The organism is Nitratireductor pacificus pht-3B, from assembly GCF_000300335.1.
GTDB classification, from domain to species: domain Bacteria; phylum Pseudomonadota; class Alphaproteobacteria; order Rhizobiales; family Rhizobiaceae; genus Nitratireductor; species Nitratireductor pacificus.
This window is the reverse complement of the sequence record NZ_AMRM01000007.1, coordinates 80835-100958: the sequence shown is the minus strand read 5'-3', so window position 1 is coordinate 100958 and position 20124 is coordinate 80835. Positions and strand designations below refer to the sequence as shown.

At 64.9% G+C, this 20124-nt stretch carries 17 protein-coding genes; 9 read left to right on the top strand and 8 right to left on the bottom strand.

Annotated elements, in window-relative coordinates; all coding sequences use genetic code 11:
* From NA2_RS08070 to dctP, 3 genes are read right to left on the bottom strand one after another with little or no spacing between them, the layout of a single operon-like run.
* Window positions 1–1329, bottom strand: a complete 1329-nt coding sequence (locus NA2_RS08070) for a TRAP transporter large permease (RefSeq protein WP_008596083.1) — start codon at window positions 1327–1329, stop codon at window positions 1–3.
* A complete protein-coding gene (locus tag NA2_RS08065) occupies window positions 1329–1913 on the bottom strand; it encodes a TRAP transporter small permease (protein ID WP_008596081.1) in 585 nt (194 codons plus the stop codon). Before NA2_RS08065 ends, NA2_RS08070 begins: the two co-directional genes overlap by 1 nt.
* The gene (gene dctP, locus NA2_RS08060; RefSeq protein WP_008596080.1) at window positions 1910–2899 is read right to left on the bottom strand and encodes a TRAP transporter substrate-binding protein DctP; all 990 of its coding nucleotides are present in this window, start codon (window positions 2897–2899) and stop codon (window positions 1910–1912) included. Before dctP ends, NA2_RS08065 begins: the two co-directional genes overlap by 4 nt.
* Window positions 2900–3018: 119 nt before the next feature.
* Between dctP and NA2_RS08055 the strand changes: the two genes are divergently transcribed.
* On the top strand, window positions 3019–3732 hold the full coding sequence (locus NA2_RS08055; RefSeq protein ID WP_008596079.1) for a GntR family transcriptional regulator: 714 nt from the start codon (window positions 3019–3021) through the stop codon (window positions 3730–3732).
* 86 nt (window positions 3733–3818) lie between these two features.
* On the opposite strand, the gene NA2_RS08050 is transcribed toward NA2_RS08055, so the two are convergent.
* From NA2_RS08050 to NA2_RS08040, 3 genes are all read right to left on the bottom strand, one after another.
* The gene (locus NA2_RS08050; RefSeq protein ID WP_008596077.1) at window positions 3819–5291 is read right to left on the bottom strand and encodes a tripartite tricarboxylate transporter permease; all 1473 of its coding nucleotides are present in this window, start codon (window positions 5289–5291) and stop codon (window positions 3819–3821) included.
* Window positions 5292–5308: 17 nt separating this feature from the next.
* The gene (locus tag NA2_RS08045) at window positions 5309–5752 is read right to left on the bottom strand and encodes a tripartite tricarboxylate transporter TctB family protein (protein ID WP_008596075.1); all 444 of its coding nucleotides are present in this window, start codon (window positions 5750–5752) and stop codon (window positions 5309–5311) included.
* 75 nt (window positions 5753–5827) lie between these two features.
* On the bottom strand, window positions 5828–6781 hold the full coding sequence (locus tag NA2_RS08040; RefSeq protein ID WP_008596073.1) for a tripartite tricarboxylate transporter substrate binding protein: 954 nt from the start codon (window positions 6779–6781) through the stop codon (window positions 5828–5830).
* 143 nt (window positions 6782–6924) lie between these two features.
* Here NA2_RS08040 and NA2_RS08035 point away from each other — a divergent pair, with 143 nt between their 5' ends.
* From NA2_RS08035 to NA2_RS08025, 3 genes are all read left to right on the top strand, one after another.
* The gene (locus NA2_RS08035) at window positions 6925–8085 is read left to right on the top strand and encodes a mandelate racemase/muconate lactonizing enzyme family protein (RefSeq protein ID WP_051011593.1); all 1161 of its coding nucleotides are present in this window, start codon (window positions 6925–6927) and stop codon (window positions 8083–8085) included.
* Window positions 8085–9221, top strand: coding sequence for an alpha-hydroxy acid oxidase (locus NA2_RS08030; RefSeq protein WP_008596071.1), 1137 nt, complete (start codon window positions 8085–8087; stop codon window positions 9219–9221). The genes NA2_RS08035 and NA2_RS08030 overlap by 1 nt, the downstream gene beginning before the upstream one ends.
* Before the next feature lie 66 nt (window positions 9222–9287).
* Window positions 9288–9731: a MarR family winged helix-turn-helix transcriptional regulator gene (locus tag NA2_RS08025; RefSeq protein WP_008596070.1), complete on the top strand. Its 444-nt coding sequence runs from the start codon at window positions 9288–9290 to the stop codon at window positions 9729–9731.
* A 192-nt stretch (window positions 9732–9923) separates the two neighbouring features.
* Here the strand turns inward: NA2_RS08025 and NA2_RS08020 are convergent, their stop codons facing one another.
* Both NA2_RS08020 and NA2_RS08015 read right to left on the bottom strand, forming a co-directional pair.
* On the bottom strand, window positions 9924–11246 hold the full coding sequence (locus NA2_RS08020; protein ID WP_008596069.1) for a short-chain fatty acid transporter: 1323 nt from the start codon (window positions 11244–11246) through the stop codon (window positions 9924–9926).
* 51 nt (window positions 11247–11297) lie between these two features.
* Complete coding sequence (locus NA2_RS08015) at window positions 11298–14690, bottom strand: molybdopterin-dependent oxidoreductase (protein WP_040677248.1); 3393 nt, start codon at window positions 14688–14690, stop codon at window positions 11298–11300.
* A 103-nt stretch (window positions 14691–14793) separates the two neighbouring features.
* Here NA2_RS08015 and NA2_RS08010 point away from each other — a divergent pair, with 103 nt between their 5' ends.
* The 5 genes from NA2_RS08010 to NA2_RS07990 all read left to right on the top strand — a co-directional run bounded on the left by NA2_RS08010 (window position 14794) and on the right by NA2_RS07990 (window position 19941).
* The gene (locus tag NA2_RS08010) at window positions 14794–15726 is read left to right on the top strand and encodes a LysR family transcriptional regulator (RefSeq protein ID WP_008596067.1); all 933 of its coding nucleotides are present in this window, start codon (window positions 14794–14796) and stop codon (window positions 15724–15726) included.
* Window positions 15727–15885: 159 nt separating this feature from the next.
* Window positions 15886–16491: a DUF4956 domain-containing protein gene (locus NA2_RS08005; protein WP_244423609.1), complete on the top strand. Its 606-nt coding sequence runs from the start codon at window positions 15886–15888 to the stop codon at window positions 16489–16491.
* Between the two features lie 23 nt (window positions 16492–16514).
* The gene (locus NA2_RS08000) at window positions 16515–17303 is read left to right on the top strand and encodes a polyphosphate polymerase domain-containing protein (RefSeq protein WP_008596064.1); all 789 of its coding nucleotides are present in this window, start codon (window positions 16515–16517) and stop codon (window positions 17301–17303) included.
* Between the two features lie 31 nt (window positions 17304–17334).
* Window positions 17335–18939 carry an inorganic phosphate transporter gene (locus NA2_RS07995; RefSeq protein ID WP_008596063.1) on the top strand — a complete coding sequence of 535 codons (1605 nt, stop codon included), beginning with the start codon at window positions 17335–17337 and terminating at the stop codon, window positions 18937–18939.
* Window positions 18940–19017: 78 nt separating this feature from the next.
* Complete coding sequence (locus NA2_RS07990) at window positions 19018–19941, top strand: esterase-like activity of phytase family protein (protein ID WP_008596062.1); 924 nt, start codon at window positions 19018–19020, stop codon at window positions 19939–19941.
* Window positions 19942–20124 lie beyond the last annotated feature (183 nt).

The following is a 20124-nucleotide window of genomic DNA, read 5'->3' as shown; positions in this document are numbered from 1 at the left end:
TTATCTCATCAACAAGGAAGGAAGGAACAGGACGATGTCCGGGAACAGGGTGATCAGCAGCGTGCCCAGCGCGAGGATCGCCAGGAACGGCAGCGAACCCTTCATGATCTCGCGCATCTCGACCTTGCGGGCGATGGCCTTGACCACGAACAGGTTGATGCCCAGCGGCGGCGTGATGCAGCCCATCTCCATGTTCAGCGTGACGAAGACGCCGAACCAGACCGGGTCGAAGCCGGCGCTGAGCACGAAGGGCAGGAACATGGGCGCGACGATGACCACGATCGCGAAGGGCGGCAGGAAGCAGCCCAGAACCAGCATCACGCACCAGAGCGCGAACAGGGTCACCCAGCGGTTGTCGAACGCGTCGATCAGGAGGCCGGTGATCGCCGAAACGACGTCGTGGAAGGCGAGGAACTGCGAGAAGGTGTAGGCGAATGCCGCGATGATGAGGATCATCGACGTGTCCTGCACCGTCTTCAGCAGCAGCTCGCGCCAGACCGGCCAGCTGGTGATGCGGTAGATCGCGAGCACCAGCAGGATCGACGCGGTCGCGCCGACGGCGGCGATCTCGGAGGGCGTCGCCCAGCCGCCGTAGAGCGCCAGCATGATGCCGGCCATCAGGGCGAAGAAGGGAACGACCCGCCGGAAGCTGCCGCCTCCGCCCGCCTCGGCACGCTCGGCGCCGAGCGCCTCGAACGCCGCGCGCTCCTGCGGCGAAAGCCGCGACAGGTGCCGCCACATCACGTACCAGGTGTAGATGGAGAACAGCGCCACCAGCATCAGTCCCGGCAGGATGCCCGCCAGGAAGAGCTGGCCGATGGATGTCTTGGTCACCACGCCGTAGAGCAGGAGGACGATCGAGGGCGGGATGAGGATGCCGAGCGTCCCGCCACCGACGACGATGCCGCAGGCCAGCCCCGGCGGATAGCGCCGCGCCAGCATTTCGGGCACGCCGGACGATCCCATCGCGGCCACGGTGGCCGGCGAGGAGCCGGAGATTGCCGAGAACATGGCGCAGCCGGCGATGGTCGACATGCCGAGGCCGCCCGGCACCGGCAGGAGCCGGCTCAACGCCGAGTAGATGTCGGCGCCCGCGGGGCTGACGGCGATGACCGCGCCCATGAAGATGAACATGGGCAGCGCCACCAGCTCGATGGAATCCAGCGACTGGAAGGCGGTCTCGGCGACATAGAGAAGCTCGCCCGGCTCGCCGACCAGAACGGAGGAAGCCACCATGGCGCCGAGCAGCGCATAGCCGATGGGCAGCCCCACCAGGATCAGCGCGAGGAGAATGCCGACAGCGGCGAAGGCGATCGTCAGCGGATCCATCAGTGATGCCCTCCCGCAGGCAGCTCGATGCGCCCGCCGAATGCCCGGATCAGCAGGTCGACCGTAAGCGATAGCGCGAGCAGCGACCCGCCGAGCGGGATCGCCAGATGCGGGATCCACAAGGGCGGGCCCCACAGGGTTTCAGAGCGCCAGCCGCTGTCCCAGGAATGCAGGAACATGATCCAGCCGGAATAGGCGACCAGCAGGAAGAGGCAGAGCGAGACCAGCTCGATGACGGCCACATGCACCCGCGCCGCCGCGCCCCTGAGGGCGCCGGACAGGATCTGCACGCTGATCTGGCCGCCGCTGCGGTCGGTGAAGGCCGCCGACAGAAAGGCGGCGTAGATCAGCAGATAGACGCTGAACTCAAGCTCCCAGACCGTGTTGACGCCGAGCAGCCCGCGCGCGAACACCGCCCATGTGATGACGACTGACGCCACCACGACGCCGAAGGCGGAGACCATGGCGGCGACGGCCGATATCTTCTGCAGCGCACGCCGCAGCCGAAACAATGCTTTCAGCCGCGGCGACTGCCGGTCGGACGCTTCGTGCCGACCGGACCCGGTGTGGTCGAGTGCGCTCATTGCAGGGGCTGTTCGACCGCTTTCAGAACCTCATCGCCATTCGGCACGCTTTCCCGGAAGAAAGCCCAGGCATGCTCGCGCGCCGCCTCGTGCCAGCGCGCCACCTGATCCTGCGAGAGTTCATGGATCGTGACGCCGGCGGAGCGGAAGCTCTCGGTGATGCGCTTGTTGTCCTCCATCGTGCGGTCCGCGAACCAGACCTCGGATTCTGCGATGGCGTCCATCAGCGTCGCGTAGTGCTCCTTGCCGATCTTCTCCTCGACGCCCGGGGCCAGGAGGACGGCATGCATGGCGCCGACGAAGCCCGGCCCGACCATCAGGTGATCGACCACTTCCTGCAGATTGTAGCCCTCGAAAGAGGCGTAGATGGTCATGACGCCGGTCAGCACCCCGGTCTGCAGGGACTGGTAGATCTCCGAGGCCGGCAGCGAGGTGATCGTCGCGCCGTAGCCGTTCATCATGATCTCGGTGGCCTTGCCCAGGCCGCGCACCTTGTGGCCGTCGAGATGCTCCGGCAGCGTGATCGCCTCCCCGCGGTTGCCGATCGTGCCCATGGCCCAGCCGCCGCCGGCAAACACGACGCCGGCCTCCGACACAGCCTCCTGCAGCATCGGCCAGATCCTGCGCTCGCGCCAGACGATGCCGTCCTGCGGCGTGGCGACCAGACCCGGCAGGGCGCCGATCTCGGCCATCGGCACCTTGCCGGAAAGCCAGGGCAACGGATAGATCGACATGTCGATGCGGTCGCGCGCGAGGAAATCGGCCTGCGACCGCGCCTTCGCCAGCTGCTGGTTCGGATAGACCTCGACGGTCACCGCGCCGCGGGTCTTCTCCGCGACGATCTCGGCAATGCGATCGGCCCAGAGGTCGCGCGTGTCCCCGTCGGTGTAGGAATGGCTGAGCCGCAGCACCGTCTGCGCCGAGGCCGCATCCAAGGCAAGGACCGAGGCAGCGCATGCGAGCGCCGCCGCCATGAATCTGTTCATAAGTTCCTCCCGCCGGGTTCCGGCTGATCAATTCCCCAGATTGAACACCAAAGTTATATTTTGGTATACCAAATCGTAGGTTGGACATATCCGGCTTGTCAATAGCCGGAAGAACGGCCATGAAAACAGGGGAACTGGCGTGGGCGTGGTGCAAGGTGACGGCGAAGCACAAGACAGGTCTTGACGGGCAGCCCCTCGCGGACGGGCTGGCGCGGCAGCTCGAGCGGGAGATCATCGACGGGCTGATCAAGCCCGGCGAGGAGCTGGACGAAAGGCGTCTGGCCGAGCGCTTCGGCGTCTCGCGGACGCCGATACGCGAGGCGCTGCGGCGGCTGGACGTGGAGCGGCTGGTGGAACTCAGGCCGCGCCGCAGCGCCATCGTCCGCTCGCTCACCGCGCAGAACCTGGCGCAGATGTTCGAAGTCCTCTCAGGGCTGGAGGCCTTCGCCGCCGAATGCGCCGCGCGGCGGATGAACCAGCAGCAGATCGAGCAGCTGCAGCACATCCATCTGGAGACTGGTGCCGTCGTGAAGGCCGGCGACCGGGACGGGTTCGATCGGCTGAACTTCCTGTTTCACCAGGAGATCTACCAGGGCGCAGGCAATCCCTATCTGCACGAGCAGCTGGAGGGGCTGCGCACCAAGCTCGCGCCCTATCGCCGCTGGCTGCTGCGGCGGCTCGACCGCATGCGCCAGTCGCACAACGAGCACGCCGCCATACTCGCGGCGATCGAGACCGGCGACGGCGCCCGCGCCGCCGCCGAAATGCGCCGCCACATCTGCGATCCGGACCGGCTGGTGGACTTCATGATCATGGAGCAGACGCGGGGATAGGGCCGGGGCAAACCCAGTCCGCGGCGAGGGTCACCCGCGCAGCCTGGTCCTGAAATCGGCTTGCCATCATCTGATGGCAGGACCAATCACCCCGCCTTCCTCTTATAGGCGCGCCACTCGGATGCGAGCGAGTATACCACCGACAAGACGGCGATGGCGAGGAACACCGCACTCACCGGCCGGGTGAGAAGGGGCAGAAAACTCCCCTCATAGATCACGAGACCGGAGCGAAGGCTGGTTTCCGCCATCGGCGTCAGGATGTAGGCGATGATGAACGGTCCGGCCGGGATCCTGGCCTTGTGCATCAGGTAGCCCAGCACCGCGAAAGCCAGCATGGCGCCTGCGTCGAACAACCGATTGGAGACAGACAGGGCTCCAAGGAAACAGAACACGATGATCGGCGGCAGCAGATAGGCCTTATCGACATACATCAGGCGTCCCAGCAGCGGAGTGGAGACCCACATGATCGCAAACATCGCGATGTTGGACGCCAGGGCACCGGCGATGATGATGTAGGCGATATGCGGGTTCTCGACAAACAGCAGGGGGCCTGGATTGAGATTGTGGACCACCATGGCTCCCAGCAATATGGCCGTGATGACGGAGCCGGGGATGCCGAGCGTGATGAGTGGCACGAGCGCGCCTATGGTGCCCGCGTTATTGGCCGTCTCCGAAGCGAGGATGCCCTCCTCCGCGCCCTTGCCGAAACGCTCGGGCGAGGAGGAAATCGCCTTCTCGATGGAATAGGAGGCGATGGATGCGGTCATGCCGCCCACCCCGGGCAGGATGCCGATCCACGTTCCGATTGCCGAGGACCGGATAAAGGTCCAACGGTAACGCACCATGTCGCTCAGACGTATCGCGGCGCGTGCCTGTCCAGCGATCGGAGCTGTGGCCTGCCGAGGAGCACCGCAATCCACCAGGACCTGCCCGAGCACCAGCGACCCGAGCAAAACGGGCAGGAGAGAGAACCCGTTGTCGATCTGGTGAAAACCGAATGTCAACCGCAGCGCCCCGTTGATCGGATCGATCCCCGGCATGGAGACGATCGCGCCGAGGATGGCGGCAAGAAGGCCGTTGATCAGGCTGCCGCGCGACACTGCCGCGATCAGCGTGAGCGCCACCACCGCCATCGCGAATATCTCGTAAGGACCGAAACGGACGGCTACCAGCGACAGCTGTGGCGACAGCAGGGTGAGGACCAGCCAGGCGAGCATGCCACCGACGAAGGACGCGAGCACACCAAGTCCGAGGGCGCGAGCCGGTTCGCCGCGCGCAGCCATCGGATATCCGTCGAGGGTGGACATGATGGCCGCTTCGGTTCCCGGCATGCGCATCAGCGTCGCGCTGATCAGCCCTCCCGTTGTCGCGCCGACATACATGGACACCATGAGAAGGAGCGCATTATCGCCGCTCATGAAGTATGTCATCGGCAGCGCCAGGGAGATGACCATGGCGCCGGAAAGACCCGGGATGCTCCCTATGAATATCCCGACACTCGTCCCGATGATAATCCAGATCAGCCCATCGGTGAAAACATGGGCATAGGCACTTAGCATGTGCAATCCTCAGAGCTTCAGATATCCATGAAGAACAAGCGAGTGAACGCGAAATAGACTGCCGTCGCAAAGACCACCGAGATGGCAGAACCGGATACGGCGAAGCGGAGGCCGCGCCAGCCTACCAGCAAGAGCGTCAGGACCAGCACGAACGCGGCCGTCGCGGCGATGAAATGCACCCACGGGATGGCGAGCGCGGCAAAATAGATGCCGGTGACGGCAACTGCGCCGAGAACCTTTCCCTTGGAATGAGCCGCATCCATGCTTGCGGCCGCCCGGCGGGGAGCCGGGCGTGCCATCACTGTCAGCGCAACAAGTTTGAGCGTCGCCAGAACAAGTGCCAGGATACCCAGCACCATCGGAAACACGGCTCCGCCGATGCTGCCATCACCGTGCGAAACCCCTGTTTCCAGGACAACAAGGACGGATATCGCGACGACAACGATCAAGAACACCGCCATGTGCGAGTTTTCGACCAAGGAACGGAAATTCAAGATTCAACACCCCAGATGGAGATCAGACTCAACTTGCGGCCGCTACTTTCCCGAGGTTTCCTTCACCAAGGGCAGCACCTCCACATATTCCTGATACTCGGCGCTGATCGCTTCCTTCAGCTTCTCGCCGCGCAGCACGGAAGACTCTTCGCGACTGTTGGCAAGATGAGCCTTGACTTCATCGGTCGTCATCGCCGCTTCGATCGCATCGGCAATCGTATCGACAACCTCGCGAGGCGTGCCTTTCGGCGCCCAGTAACGACGGATCAGGCACCCGCTGACGTCAAAGCCAAGCTCGGTGGCGGTTGGGAGGTCCGGCGCTTCCGGGAAACGCTCTTCGCCGAGAGCCGCGAGAGGACGCAGATCATTCTTGCCACGCTCGAGCCATGGGGAGGACATCAGCGCCAGATCGGTGAAGCCTCCCAGCAGGGACGCGAAGCGCTTCGAGGTCCCTCCCGTGGGAACGATTGCCCAGCGCACGCCCGAGAGCGACATCAGCTTCGCCGAAAGGAAATGCGATGAGCTGCCAATGTCGCCAGCCTGCTTGAGCTTTCCCGGATTGTCTTTCGCGTAGTCGAGAAGTTGCTGAAGATCGGCGAAGGAACTGCTCTTGTGGACGGCCAGGAACTCGCAGCTCCGCGCCGCCTGGATAATCGGCTCCAGATCGTCGGGACCATACTCCACCCGGCCAGACACCGAAGCGGCGAACATCTCCTGATGAATCTGAAGGATGGTATACCCATCCGGGTTGGCAGCCAGGACCTGACGGGTGCCCACGGCACCTGAGGCGCCATCCGCATTGACCACGACCAGCGGCATCGGCAGAAGCTCATGCTTCTCGATGGCCGCCTGGATCACCCGGGCAAAACCATCGCTGCCTCCGCCTGCGCCGAAAGGTATGATCAGCTTGATCGGCTTGACAGGAAACTCGGCTCGAGCGGGGGCTACGGCCGCCGAGATTGCACACAGAATTAACACGAAGATCGACGGGCGCATAAGGTTCCTCCCTGCGGCGTGCCGTGGACATCAGACGTCCAGAACTTTGGCGTTGATGCATGGATGTTAGTTTGATAACAAACTTTCTGTGAGTCAACTATTTTTAAAATACCCGCGTTCCGACTTCAGAAAGGAAGCCTCCTTTGGACCTGACGATCCGTGCGGTCACCGCACATCCAGTTACCATCCCCGTCTCCGCCACCCTCGGATCCGTGGAACTTTCAGCACGGATGTCCTGCGCGATCGTCGAGGTGACAACCACCGAAGGAATCGTTGGGCACGGCCTGACGGCCATAACGGACACCGAGGTCGCCGCCTTCATCATCAACCAGTTGGCTGGACCGAACATCATCGGCCTTGACGCACTGCATCGGGAGAAGATCGCGGAGCGCCTTTACTGGCAGCTTACCCCGCGCGGGCAGACAGGCTTTGCAAGCCATGTCGTTTCAGCAATCGACCTCGCGCTCTGGGACATTCTGGGCAAGGCGACAGGCTTTCCCTGCTGGAAGCTGCTCGGCGGCGCGCGTCCCGAAGTGCCGCTCTACGTGACGTTCGGCTTCGCTTCTCTGGACAAGCAGCAGCTCCGGGACGCCGCGCTGCACCTGAAGGGGACGGGTGTCGAGCGGTTCAAGATGGTCGCGGGCCACCGGGCGCTGCAACGACGTGACAATGCGGCGGACATGCATGCCGTCGTGTGTTCCGATCTGGAGCGTGTGCAGGCAGTGCGCGAGGCCATCGGCTGGGAATGCGAGCTCTTTGTCGATGCCAATTGCAGTCTCGATGCCGGTTCCGCCGCCTGGCTGGCCGGCGGGCTGCGCGAACTGAAGGTGTCGTTCTTCGAGGAGCCGGTTCGCGACAACGATCCCGGGCGTTTGGCCGATCTTCGGCGCACATCCGGGTTGAGGCTCGCAGCCGGCCAGAACGAGGGGCAGCTCTGGCGCTTCCGCGACTTGCTCGCCGCCAACGCCGTCGACGTGCTCCAGCCCAACGCGATAATCTGTGGCGGCTATACGGCTGCCATGAAGGTCGCGGCGCTTGCTCAGGCCGGCAACGTCGCCATCGACAATGGCGGCGCATATCCGTTCCACAACATGCACCTCCATGGCGGACTGGCGCATGGCGGCCTGGTCGAATGGCACCTGCTCTCGGTGGAGCTGTGCAAGGCGCTGTTTGGCGGGCTACCCTCGCGCGACGGATCGAAAATGGCGCTTCCCGACACATCCGGCCTGGGCTTCACGCTGGATGCAGCGGCCCTTCGCGACGCGGTTGCGAGCCCTTCGCCACGCCAAAGGAAACACAACTGATGGGTGGTCCAAGCGCCAAACAGTCGCTGATCTGCGCCGATGATCTGAGAAAGATCGCGCGACAGAAGATTCCGCGCTTCGCATTCGACTTCATCGACGGCGGTGCAGGCAGCGAGCTTGGACTCGCCCGGAACAGGGCCGCCTTCGACGCGGAGCTGCTTCATCCACGAATCCTGAGGAACACCGACGGCCAGCTGTCCACGGCAAAGCGGTTTCTCGGGCGCGAATGGTCCGTCCCTTTCGGCATCCCGCCGTTCGGGATGGCCGCCATGGCCGGCTCCGGCACCGATCAGATCCTCGCCGCTTCCGCAGAACGAAACGGCCTGCCCTACGTGGCCTCGACCCCTGCGTCGGCTTCGCTGGAAGAGCTGAAGCGGCTCGCTCCCGCAAATGGATGGTTCCAGCTTTACGTCGGCCGCTCGCAGGACATCGTCGACGGCCTCATCGCGCGCGCCGAAACCGCGGGGTATGAAACTCTAGTCGTCACCGCTGATGTGCCGCGCCCCGGCAAGCGCCGGCGCGACCTGCGCAACGGCCTGACTCTGCCGCTGAAGATGACCCCGCGGATGTTTGTCGATCTCCTGCGACATCCCGGCTGGTCAATGGGAATGCTGCTCAATGGCACACCCCGTTTTGCAAATCTGGAGCCATATGCAGCTTCAGGCGCAGGAACGCATACCCTCGCGCAGTTGATGCAAGGTCAAAGTTCCGGACGGCTCGACTGGGAGCTTCTTGCACGCATCAGGAAGCGCTGGAGCGGACATCTGGTCCTGAAAGGCGTGCTCTCGCCCCTTGATGCGCGAACCGCGCGGGATTCCGGCGTCGATGCCGTCATCGTCTCCAACCATGGCGGTCGTCAGCTCGACGCCGCGCCCGCGCCATTGCAGATGCTCGGCGGCATTCGAGCAGAAGTCGGCACGGACTTTCCACTTGCGATTGACGGAGGACTTCGTTGCGGAGAAGATATCCTCAAAGCTCTTCTGGCGGGCGCCGATTTCGCGTTTATCGGGAGGCCCTTTCTCTACTCCGTTGCGGCGCGAGGCAGGGAGGGACCGGATCAGCTGTTCAATCTTCTGCAGGATGAGCTTCTCAATGCGATGTCGCAGATTGGCCTAAGATCCATACAGGACCCATGAAGAAAATCCAGTTCTCATATCTGCTCTTTTCGATCTGTATATTGAAGAATAAAAGAAAGAAAATTTATGTCCGCAGATAACAAGATCAATCTTGGGATACTTGATAAGGCAATTGGATTTCACATAAATCTTGCCTACAGCGCTTCGCACAACCATTTCGCCAGGATCCTCGGCGCCGATACGCTGAAACCCGGTAGTTTTGCAGTGATGACCCTGATCCACGAGAACCCCGGTATCACCCAGGTCGACTTGGCCCGCACCAGCGGGCGCGACAAATCAAGCATCACGGCAGCGCTCAGGAACCTCGAAGATGCAGGTCTTATCCGTCGCGATCGGCTGGAGGATGATCGCCGGTCATATGCCAGCACGCTCACCGAGGAAGGCGAGAAAGCCTATACGAGGATACTGGACAAGGCGAAGATCCATATAGACGCCATCGATCACCTCATAGGGGAAGAGAAAAAGAAGGATCTCATAAACGCCCTGAGAAAAATATCTCAGATGTCGTAGAACCCATCCTACTGATTTCCACTTCTGCCTTGCTTCCCACCGCTGCTTCACTCTCTCCTTTTCCCGAACCCGCCTGCGCCATCAGCCCAGACCCATGTAACCGAGCGGCTCACCGTTCTCATGCACGGCGAGCCGCCCTGCCGGGCTGACCCATTGTCCGGGCCGAAGCGTCGCCGCTTCGGCCCGGATGCCCTACATCGCTCCGGCGACCAACAGGATGACGCCGATCATCGCGCCGGTGGTGAACAGGGCCAGCGCGCAGAAGCCCATGATGTCCTTGGCGCGCAGCCCGGCGATGGCCAGTGCCGGCAGCGCCCAGAACGGCTGGATCAGGTTGGTCCAGGCGTCGCCCCACGCGAAGGCGACGATCGTCGGGGCGGGATTTGCGCCGAGCGCCCGCGCCGCGTCGATCGCGATCGGCCCCTGGATCGCCCATTGCCCGCCGCCCGACGGCACGAGGATGTTGAGCAGGCCGGCAGAGAGGAAGGTCAGGAACGGGAGGGTCGCCGCGGTCGCGATCTCGCTGAAATAGCGGACGAGATCGACGGACATGCCGGAGCTCGCCATCATGCCCATGATCCCGGCATAGAAGGGGAACTGGATCACGACGCCCGTCGCGCCGGAAACGCCTTCCTTCAGCGCCCGCAGATAGGCGGCCAGCGAACCGTGCAGGATCATGCCCACGAAGATGAGGATGAAGATCACGGCGTTCAGGTCCAGCCCGCCAGCCTGGAGGAAGTAGACCGTGATGGCCGCCAGACCAAGGAGCCCGGTGAGGATGCCCAGCAGGCGCGAGTTCTCCATGCGGGTTGCCGGCAGTCCGTCGTCTTCCTCGACGCTGTCGGTCTTTTCCGGAAGGGCCGACTGGGGAATGCCGACCGGCTCGGTAATCGACCGGCTGAGCAGGTAGAAGGTGAGGATTAGCGTCAGTCCCACCAGAATGGACAGCGACAGGTTCAGCGAGGAGAAGATGGTTTCCGAAACCGGGATCAGACCACCCGCCGCTTCCTGAAGGAAGTTGCCCTCCGTCGCCATCAGCAGGGTGGCCGAGCCGGACAGGCCGCCATGCCATGCGATGAAGGAGCTGTAGGCCGCGGCGATCAGAAGGCGATAATCGACGCCCCTGACGTTGCGCGCCAGCTCGCGCGCGAGAACCGCGCCCGCGACGAGGCCGACGCCCCAGTTGATCCAGCAGGCGACCAGCGTGAAGCCGGTAACCAGTATGATGGCGCGGCCCGGCGTGGTCGCCAGCTTGGCGACCTGGTCCACAAGCCAGCCGAAGGCCGGGCTGCGCGCCAGCGCGTAGCCGCCCACAAGGACGAGGATCATCTGCATGGCGAAGGCATGCAGCTTGAAGAAGCCGCCATACCACGCCTCGGTCATGCCGACGGGGCTGACGCCCTTCAAGATCATGCCGGCGATGAAGACGGCGAAGGTCAGCACGGCGGCAAGGATCAGCGGATCCGGCATGTATCTTTCGAACAGCCGGACAAAACCACGATTCACGATGTTCATTGAAGTCCCCCTCAGGTCACTTTTCTGTTGCTTCGAACTTGGTTGGCATTCCTATCCATCCAGGATCAGGTCGCTGGCAGGCACGGTGCTGCATGTGAGGCACAGTTCCGGGTTGCTCGGGAGGTCCCCGCTCAGCGGCTGGGTCTTTCCCTGGATGATTCTGACGGCACAGCTTTCGCACTGGCCAGCGCGGCAGCCGCTGGCCATCTCAAGCCCTGCCTTCTCGGCGAAATCAAGCAGCGTTCCGGAGTCCCTGCTCCATGTGAGCGTCCTGCCGCTGCGCCGAAACTCGACGATGAAAGGCCCTTCGGGCAATTTTCCGGGTTGCGGCAACGCCGGCGCTCCGAAGGATTCGCTGTGGATCAGTTCGGCCGGATGGCCCGCCTCCTCCAGCATCGCCTCGACGGCGCGCATCATCAGCGGCGGGCCGCAGTGATAGACCTCCGGCGCCTCGGTCAGGTCGGCAGGGAGGATATCGGTCAGCGCGATGCGCCCGGCGCGGTCGAAGTCGCGTCCTGGACGATCGCCCTCGTCCGGTGCGTCGTAGAGCGAGACGAGGCTCATGCCCGGCAGAGCCTCGCCAAGCGCCTCAAGCCGCTCGCGATAGGCATGGCTGCGTCCGTTGCGGTTGGCGTAGACTAGGTGCACCCGCGCCGGCGAACCGCTGGCCGCCAGCGTTTCCAGATAGCAAAGGAACGGCGTGATGCCGATGCCGCCTGCCACCATGACGACGGGACGTTCCGGCTCGAGCGGCAGGGTGAAGCGGCCTTTCGGCGCCTGCAGTTCCACCATGCTGCCGACCTGCAGGCCGTCGTGCACCAACGTCGAGGCCCGGCCCGGCGGCAGATCGCTTCGTCCGGCGGGCACGCCCACCCGGCGCACCGTGATGATGTAGCTTCCCCTGTTCGCATCGCGGGCGGAGCCGACGAGCGAATAGCAGCGCGTTACCGGCGCCGCACCATCCGGCGCGGATATGCGCAGCACGATATGCTGGCCGGGCGCGTAGTCGGGCAGGGTTTCATGGCCTTCCACCGCGAAGCCGACACGCATGCAGTCCCCGGCGACCGGCTGGTGCTCGACGACCCGCGCGGCACGGAAGCCGCGCCAGGCCAGCGCCCCTTCGTCGAGAGGCAGCACCGCGCAGCGGGTCGAGCGGTGCGGCAGAACCCCGCTGACGGGATCGGCCTCGTCCAGGGCGATCAGCCGGTTGAAATTCGCCCCCTTGTCGGAGAAGGGATCGTATCCGGGCAGTTTCAGCCGCGGGTTCGCCTGCCAGAAGCCATAGTCGGCGACGGCCGTGCCGGGATCGAGCGTCCGGTCGCAGGCAAGCTGCATGCGCACCTCCCCCGTCTCCGTGCGGAGGCGCACGGTCTCGCCGTGCTCCAGCCCGTAGAGCGCGGCTGCGTCGGGATGCAGGCGCACCTGCGGCTGCGGCGCCCGCTTGCGCAGCGACGGGATGGAACGGTACTGGCTGTGGCAGTAGTAGGGGCTCTTGGCCGTCGTCAGAAGCAGCGGGAAGTCGCGGCTCGGCTCGGGCGGCGCGCCGGTCATGCGCGGCACGGGCGGCTGTCCGTGACGGCGCAGCAGATCCGAATAGATCTCGACCAGCCCCGTGTCCGTCGCGAAGCCGCGCTGCCCTCCTTCGGTCTCTTCCGCGTATTTGCGATGTCTCTGGGACTGCGGCACCGTGATCCCTTCTGGCTTCGCCCGCAGTTCCGCCACGCTCAGGCCGGCGGGCTTCAGCTGCCAGTCGCGCGCCGCGTCGATGTCGCCGCCGAAGAACATGTCGCTCATGCCCAGCCTCGCGGCCAGCGCAAAGACGATGTCGGCATCCGAACGGCTTTCCCCCGCCGAGGGTAGCGCCGCCTGCCTCAGCTGGACGAGGCTCTCGGCCTCCTGGCTGACCTCGAAACCGACACGCAGCGCCTCCCGTTCCCACGGAGTGTTGGCCGGCAGGATATAGTCCGCGAACTGCGCGGTCGGCGTCATGACCCGGTCGCAGTGCACGTGGAACTCGAGCTGCCGCAACGCCTCCACGGCCAGGTCGGCGCCGGCTTGCGACACGGCAAAGTTCGCGCCGAAGGAAACCAGCCCGCGAACCCGGTAGGGCTGCGCGTCGAGGATCGCGCGATAAACGTCGAGCGCCCGCACCCATCCCATGGCCGGTGGGCCGATGGGGCGTTCGTCATAGCCGATGGCGCGGGAAACGAATTCGGGCGTCAGCCACTCGGCGCCGTTCACCGGATTGGTGGGAACCTTGGTGAAGGCGACATTGCCGCCCGGCGCGTCGTGCCGGCCCTTGAGGGCGGTAAGCAGCGCTATCGCCCGATCCGTCTGGGTGGCGTTCCGGTGCTGGCCGACGCCGGTCCAGCAATAGTAGGCGATGGAACCGGTGCGGCTCAGAAGTTCCGCCGCACGGTCCTGTGCCTCCGGGGCGACGCCCGTCAAACGGGCGACATGCTCCGGCGAATAGGGTTCCACCGCCTCGCAAAGATGGTCGAACGCCGGCCGGCAGGCGATGCCGGCCACCGTCACCGTGCCGCGCAGCGACAGGTGCTCGACGCCCGCGTCGAAACGGCGTCGCGCGGCATCGTAGAACACGGGCGCGCCGTTCCAGGCCACATAAGCGCCGGCGTGGGCGGCTTCGCCGATGTCCCCGGCCCGGAGGAAGGCGCCCGTATCCGTCCGTACCAGAAGGGCCGCATTGGTCCAGCGGCGCAGGAACGCCTCGTCGTAGCCGCGCCGCGCGATCAACTGGCGCAGCAGGCCCATGGCAAGCGGCAGGTCGCTTCCGGGTCGCAGCTTCAGCCAGTGGTCGGCGCCGCGGGCATAGCCCGCGGCACGCGGGTCCACCGCGACGATCTTCGCGCCCCGGGCCCTCGCCTCGGCGATCTGGGTTGCCTGGTCGAGCCAGACGGCGCTCGGATTGAACCCCCACAGAAGGATCGTCTCGGTGTTCCGGTAGTCGGGAAAGAGGATGCCGCTGCCGGTGGTGAAGGCGTGGGCGTAATCCTTGTGCCAGTTGCACAGTTCCGTGGCGTAGATCGTGTTCGGGCTGCCGAAGCCGCGAATGAAGCGCTCGACCCAGTCTATGGAATCGCTCATCGGCGTGCCGCTGGGCGTCGTCACCCCGAAGGCGACCACTTCGGCGCCGGACCGGTCGCGGATCGCGCCGAGCCTTGCGGCGATGTCGTCCAGCGCCTCATCCCAGCCGACGGGCACCCAGCCGGGATCGCTGCTGCCCTTGGGCGCGGTCCGGCGCAGGGGCGTCAGGAGCCGATCCGGATCGGCCACGATCTCCGGCGCGGCACGGCCCTTCGTGCAGAGCGCCGAACCGGTCGGGTGCGAGGGTTCGGGATGGGCGGCCACGAGCCGACCTTCGCTGATCTCAAAACGCGCGCCACAGCGCGAGCGGCACAGGGCGCAGAACCCGGTTTTCAGCATCGGACCTTCGGAAGCAGCGGCGACGTGGATCATCGCGGCACGCTAGGCATCCCGCCGCAAAATAACTAGTTTAAATACCTGAACCGAGATATTGATAGAATTTATGCTTCCAACCGTCCGACAGCTCCAGTATTTCGTCGCGGCTGCCCGCAGCGGCCAGATCTCGCGCGCCGCCAACGACATGAATGTCACGCAGTCCTCGATCACCATCGCGATCCGGGACCTCGAGGACAGGCTGGGATACCGGCTGTTCCACCGCAAGGCGAAGGGCGTCGAACTCACCGCCGCCGGCCAGCTCTTCCTGCAGAACGCCACGGGCGTGCTTGCCGGACTGGAAGACCTGATGACGCTGAGCGTCGAGGACGACCTGCAGATCGGCGGCGAGGTGCGGCTCGGCGTGACCGATACGGTTTCCGGCTACTACCTGCCCCGCATCTGGCGCGAGATCCGGCGTAAGGCGCCGAGCCTGAAGCTGCATGTGACCGAACTGCCGAGGCCGGAGGTGGAAAAGGGCGTGCTCGACGGCCGCTTCGACCTGGGCATCATCCTGATCTCCAACATGGGCAACAGGGAGGACTTCGAGCACGAGACGCTGCTGGTTTCGCAGAGGCAGCTCTGGATCGGCGCCGGACATCCCTTCGCGGCGCGCGAGGACATCGCCTTCGCAGATCTGGTGGACGAACCGTATTTCCTGCTGCAGACCGACGACCACGAGCACACGATGACCGCAAACTGGGGGCGCTACGGTTTTCAGCCGAGGGTCGTCTTCCGCAGCTATTCGATCGAGGCGGTGCGAAGCCTCGTCGCCGCCGGTCACGGGATCACGGTGCTTTCCGATATGATCTATCGCGCCTGGTCGCTCGAAGGCCAGCGCCTCCTGCGGAAACCGCTCGCCGACAGGATCGAGACCATGAACACGGGTGTCATCTGGCCGCGCTCGCGCAGCCTGAGCAAGGCCACCGCGCTGTTCCTGCGCATCCTGACCGCCGACACGAAGGCGCAGCGCGACGCCGACCGCGGACCCTTCGCCGGCTAACGCTGTCCCCGCCGACACCCGCCCCTCCTGCCGGGGAGGGGAGAAGCCGCGCCAGCGAGAATAAAAATCACCGCCGATGGAATAGATCCGTTTCCCTCACGTTTTCCGACACCAGAGACGGTTTTCTGACAGTTATGTGACAGATTTCTGACAGCGACCATGACCAACAGAATGAGGAAAACAATGCTGGAAACGCTCGCACTCGGCGATACCCCCATCCGCTTCGCCATCGACGTCCTGTCGATGACGGCCCTGGTCTTCGGCCTGTATTACAGGCGCTATCGCGACAAGGAGCTGGTGACCGCGGCGTCGCTCTTCAACATCTTCGCCTTCGGCGTTCTCTCCATCCTTTCGGCGGTCGAATTCTCGCTTGCGGCGGGCTTCGGCCTCTTCGCCATCCTGGCGCTGTTCACGCTGCGCTCGGAGCAGATCTCGAAGGTCGAGATCACCTATTTCTTCGGCTCGGTTTCCATCGCCGTGATCTGCGCCATCCCCGGAACGCCGATCGCCATCGTGCTCGCCGTCGTGGCGCTGGTGCTTCTGGGCGCCTATATCCTCGACCACCCGGCGATCCTGCGCTCCTCGGACGGCGTCAAGATCACGCTCGACAAGATCGACCACGAGGCGCTTTCGCAGCCCGAGAAGATGCGCCGCGACCTCTCCGAACGCCTCGGCGTGGACGTCATGTCCTACCAGATCACCACGCTCGACTACATCAACGACATGGCCCGGATGAACGTGTTCTTCCGCAAGCCCCGGCGCTGATCGGACGGCAAGGAGGCACTCCCATGGACCACTCCATCGCGACCGAACTGACCGGCTTCCAGCCCCTCTCGCTCGACGAGCTAAACGGCAAGGCCGCCATGCTGGAACGGCTGGACAACAAGTACATCGTTCCGGCCGACCGGCTCCGCCCCGCGCTGAACGCCTTCTCGGACTTCTTCGACGTGCTCGAGATCGACGGCATCCGCGCGTTCACCTACGCCACCCGCTACTACGACGATGACGGGTTGCGCAGCTACTACGACCACCATCAGGGACGCCGGAAGCGCTGCAAGGTGCGGGTGCGCGACTATATAGACAGCGGCCTCAGCTACCTTGAGGTGAAGCTCAAGAGCAAGCGGCAGATCACCGTCAAGAAACGGCTGAAGCTGCGGGAGCCGGGCGCGGGCCTCGACCTCTCCGGTGAAGCCTTCATCGATACATGCCACCGCGAGATCTACGACAGCCCCTTCGACCGGCCCTTGGTGCCGGTGATCGGGATGCGGTACAGGCGCATCACGCTGGTCGCCAAGGAAGGCGGCGAGCGCATGACCATCGATACAGAGCTTTCGTTCGACGCGGGTGGCGTCAGCCGCCGGGTCCGGCCGGACATCTCCATCGTGGAGACGAAGTCGGCGCGCGGCAACGGCATCGCCGACGCGATCCTGCGGGGGCTGCATGTCCACCCGACGAAACGCTGCTCGAAATACTGCGTCGGCATGGCCGCGACGGGGCAGGTGGCGCGGCACAACCGCTTCCTGCCGGCGCTGCGGCGGCTACAGCTTCTGGACGGCCGGGCCCTGAGCCCCGCCTGAACCTCATCTTTGCCATCGAAAGGAGATGACCATGCGTACGCATGTCAGCCCCGCTTTGCCTGAATCCGGCTATATGGCGAGCCTCGCGAAAGCCCGGTCGGACCTCAGGGACCTCGCTCCGTTTCTCGGGCGCCTTCTCGTCGCCCTATCCTTCGTCGTCGCGGCGATGGTCTATGCGCTGGTGCGCGCCCAATCGGGAGGCAATCCCGAATTCGCGCTCTGGATCGCGACGGCCGCCGGTTTCGGCGCCTACATGGCGCTCAACATCGGCGCGAACGACGTGGCCAACAATGTCGGCCCTGTCGTCGGCGCCGGCGTCATTCCGCTCGGCGGTGCGCTGATCATGGCGGCGCTGTTCGAGTTCGGCGGCGCCCTCATCGCCGGCGGCTCGGTGATCAGCACCGTGCGCGGCGGGATCGTGATGCCGGAGGCGCTGGCCGACCGGAACGTCTATGTCTGGGTGATGATGGCCGCGCTGCTGGCCGCCGCGTTGTGGCTGAACCTCGCGACGGTTCTCGGCGCGCCCGTCTCCACCACCCATTCCATCGTCGGCGGCGTGATGGGCGGCGGCATAGCGGCCGCCGGCCTCTCGGCCGTCGACTGGTCGGTCATGGCCAACATCGCCGCAAGCTGGATCGTCTCCCCGTTTCTGGGCGGGCTGTTCGCGGCGCTGTTCCTCTACGCGATCAAGCGCTTCGTCACCTATCAGCCACAGGTGCTTGAGGCCGCGCAGAGGATCGTCCCGCTGCTGGTGGCCGCGATGACCTGGTCTTTCGGCACCTACCTGATCCTGAAGGGGCTCAAGAAGATCTGGGCCGCCAGCCTGCTCGAGGCGGGCATGATGAGCGCGCTCATCGCCCTGGTGACCTGGGGCATCGCCCGCGCACTGATCAGGCGCCGGCTGCCGAGGCTCCGCAACGACAAGTCGGCGGTCAACCAGCTGCTCGCCCTGCCGCTCATCTTCTCCGCCGCGCTGCTGAGCTTCGCGCACGGGTCCAACGACGTCGCCAACGCCATCGGCCCGCTCGCCGGCATCTACGACGTGCTGAGCAATGCGGCGATGCAGGAGGAGGCGGTCATTCCGCTCTGGGTCATGGGTCTCGGTGCCGCCGGCCTCGCCATCGGCCTGCTGCTGTTCGGCCCCCGCGTCATCCATACGGTGGGCGCGGAACTGACGAAGCTCGACGCCATGCGCGCCTATTGCATCGCCATGGCGGCGACGATCACGGTGATCGCCGCCAGCCAGCTCGGCCTGCCGGTTTCCACCACCCATGTGACCGTCGGTGCCGTGCTCGGTGTGGGCTTCCTGCGCGAATGGCTGAAGCGGCGCCATGCGCTGATCCTGTCCGACATCCGCGCGCTTCACGCGGATCGCGACACGGCGGAATGCGACGCCTTCATCGCCCGGCTTCACGCAACGCCCTTCGCGCAGCGCAAGGCCATGATCGCGCAACTGCGCAGGGAGCGGGTGGCGGACAACGGCGCCACGGTGAGCCGCAACGCAGCCTGCCGGAGCGATGCCCTCGTCAACCGGGCACTGATGGCCAGGGTGCTGTCGGCATGGATCATAACCGTCCCGCTGACCGCGCTCATTTCCGCCCTGATCTACTTCACCCTTCGCGGAATCATGCTGTGACGCGCCGGGCGCTGCGGCCAGGAACCGGAGCGCCCCCGCCTTCCACCGACAGCATCCGCCAAACTGGAGGTTTGAACCTTGCGAACCATTCTCATCACCCCGCTCCTCGCCCTCGCCACGACGCTTGCAGCCAATGCCGAGCCGATGACGGCAAGGGTGCTCGATCACAGGATCCTGCCCGCCATCGATGTCGACGGACAGACGATGGCCGAACTGTCCGGCCTCGCCTACGACCCCGAAAAGCAGATCGTCTACGCGGTCTCGGACAGGGCGACGCTCTTCGGCCTCGCCTTCGCGACCGAGGGCGAGAAGATCGCGACCCTGGAACCGCAAAGCGCCTACAGCCTCACCGACACGGACGGCGCGACGCTCGCCGATCAGGGGTTCGGTCCCGAGGAGCTTGTCATCAGGCCGGGCGAAGCGGGCGTCCCCGCCTTCGCCATCCTCAGCGAAAGCGGCCCGCGCGCGGCCCTTTTCGATCAGGAGGGACGCTGGCTGAAGGAGATCGACCTGCCGCTCGGCGTGCGCGACAGCAGCCGGCAGGCCGGTAAGAACCGCGGCCTCGAGGCGATGACCCACCATCCGGAGCTCGGCCTCGTGACCCTTCCCGAGGAACCCTACCAACCGGCGCCGCGCAGCCAGCACAGACTCCACGCCGAAGGCGGCGAGACCCTCACCTGGTCGAGTGGCGACATCGGCGAATCCAGGGTGAAGGCGATCACGACCCTCCCCGACGGCAGGCTGCTGGCGCTCGAGCGCGTCAAGGAGGGCAAGGCCCTCATTCCGCATCTCCGCCTGATCGACCCGCAGGCCTGCCAGCCGGACACCGACTGCGAGACGAGCGCCGTGCGCCTCGACATTCCGGGCATCAACGACGCCGACTTCGAAGGCATCGTTGCCGTTTCGCCGACGCGCTTCCTTCTCGTCAGCGACGACAGGATCGACAAGCAGCAGCGTTCCGTCTTCGCGCTGGTGGAGGTGGGGTTACCGTCCGGCCGTTAGCCGTCACAGGCTGGAAGGCCGGTCAGTCTCCCAGCCCCGCCAGCGACTGACAGGTCGCACAGACGAAGAACAAGCAAAACCGTGCCTTGGCCGATGATTGCGTCCTATAGGCCGCTTTCGTCCCCTCACCCTTTGATACCGCAGACATCAGGATGCTTGTTCCATTGCTGGAACGGGCAGTCC

Coding starts and splice junctions, on each gene's coding strand:
- NA2_RS08070 (WP_008596083.1), bottom strand. CDS start 1,329: ATGGATCCGCTGACGATCGCCTTCGCCGCTGTCGGCATTCTCCTCGCG.
- NA2_RS08065 (WP_008596081.1), bottom strand. CDS start 1,913: ATGAGCGCACTCGACCACACCGGGTCCGGTCGGCACGAAGCGTCCGAC.
- dctP (WP_008596080.1), bottom strand. CDS start 2,899: ATGAACAGATTCATGGCGGCGGCGCTCGCATGCGCTGCCTCGGTCCTT.
- NA2_RS08055 (WP_008596079.1), top strand. CDS start 3,019: ATGAAAACAGGGGAACTGGCGTGGGCGTGGTGCAAGGTGACGGCGAAG.
- NA2_RS08050 (WP_008596077.1), bottom strand. CDS start 5,291: ATGCTAAGTGCCTATGCCCATGTTTTCACCGATGGGCTGATCTGGATT.
- NA2_RS08045 (WP_008596075.1), bottom strand. CDS start 5,752: ATGGCGGTGTTCTTGATCGTTGTCGTCGCGATATCCGTCCTTGTTGTC.
- NA2_RS08040 (WP_008596073.1), bottom strand. CDS start 6,781: ATGCGCCCGTCGATCTTCGTGTTAATTCTGTGTGCAATCTCGGCGGCC.
- NA2_RS08030 (WP_008596071.1), top strand. CDS start 8,085: ATGGGTGGTCCAAGCGCCAAACAGTCGCTGATCTGCGCCGATGATCTG.
- NA2_RS08025 (WP_008596070.1), top strand. CDS start 9,288: ATGTCCGCAGATAACAAGATCAATCTTGGGATACTTGATAAGGCAATT.
- NA2_RS08020 (WP_008596069.1), bottom strand. CDS start 11,246: ATGAACATCGTGAATCGTGGTTTTGTCCGGCTGTTCGAAAGATACATG.
- NA2_RS08015 (WP_040677248.1), bottom strand. CDS start 14,690: ATGCTGAAAACCGGGTTCTGCGCCCTGTGCCGCTCGCGCTGTGGCGCG.
- NA2_RS08010 (WP_008596067.1), top strand. CDS start 14,794: ATGCTTCCAACCGTCCGACAGCTCCAGTATTTCGTCGCGGCTGCCCGC.
- NA2_RS08005 (WP_244423609.1), top strand. CDS start 15,886: ATGACCAACAGAATGAGGAAAACAATGCTGGAAACGCTCGCACTCGGC.
- NA2_RS08000 (WP_008596064.1), top strand. CDS start 16,515: ATGGACCACTCCATCGCGACCGAACTGACCGGCTTCCAGCCCCTCTCG.
- NA2_RS07995 (WP_008596063.1), top strand. CDS start 17,335: ATGCGTACGCATGTCAGCCCCGCTTTGCCTGAATCCGGCTATATGGCG.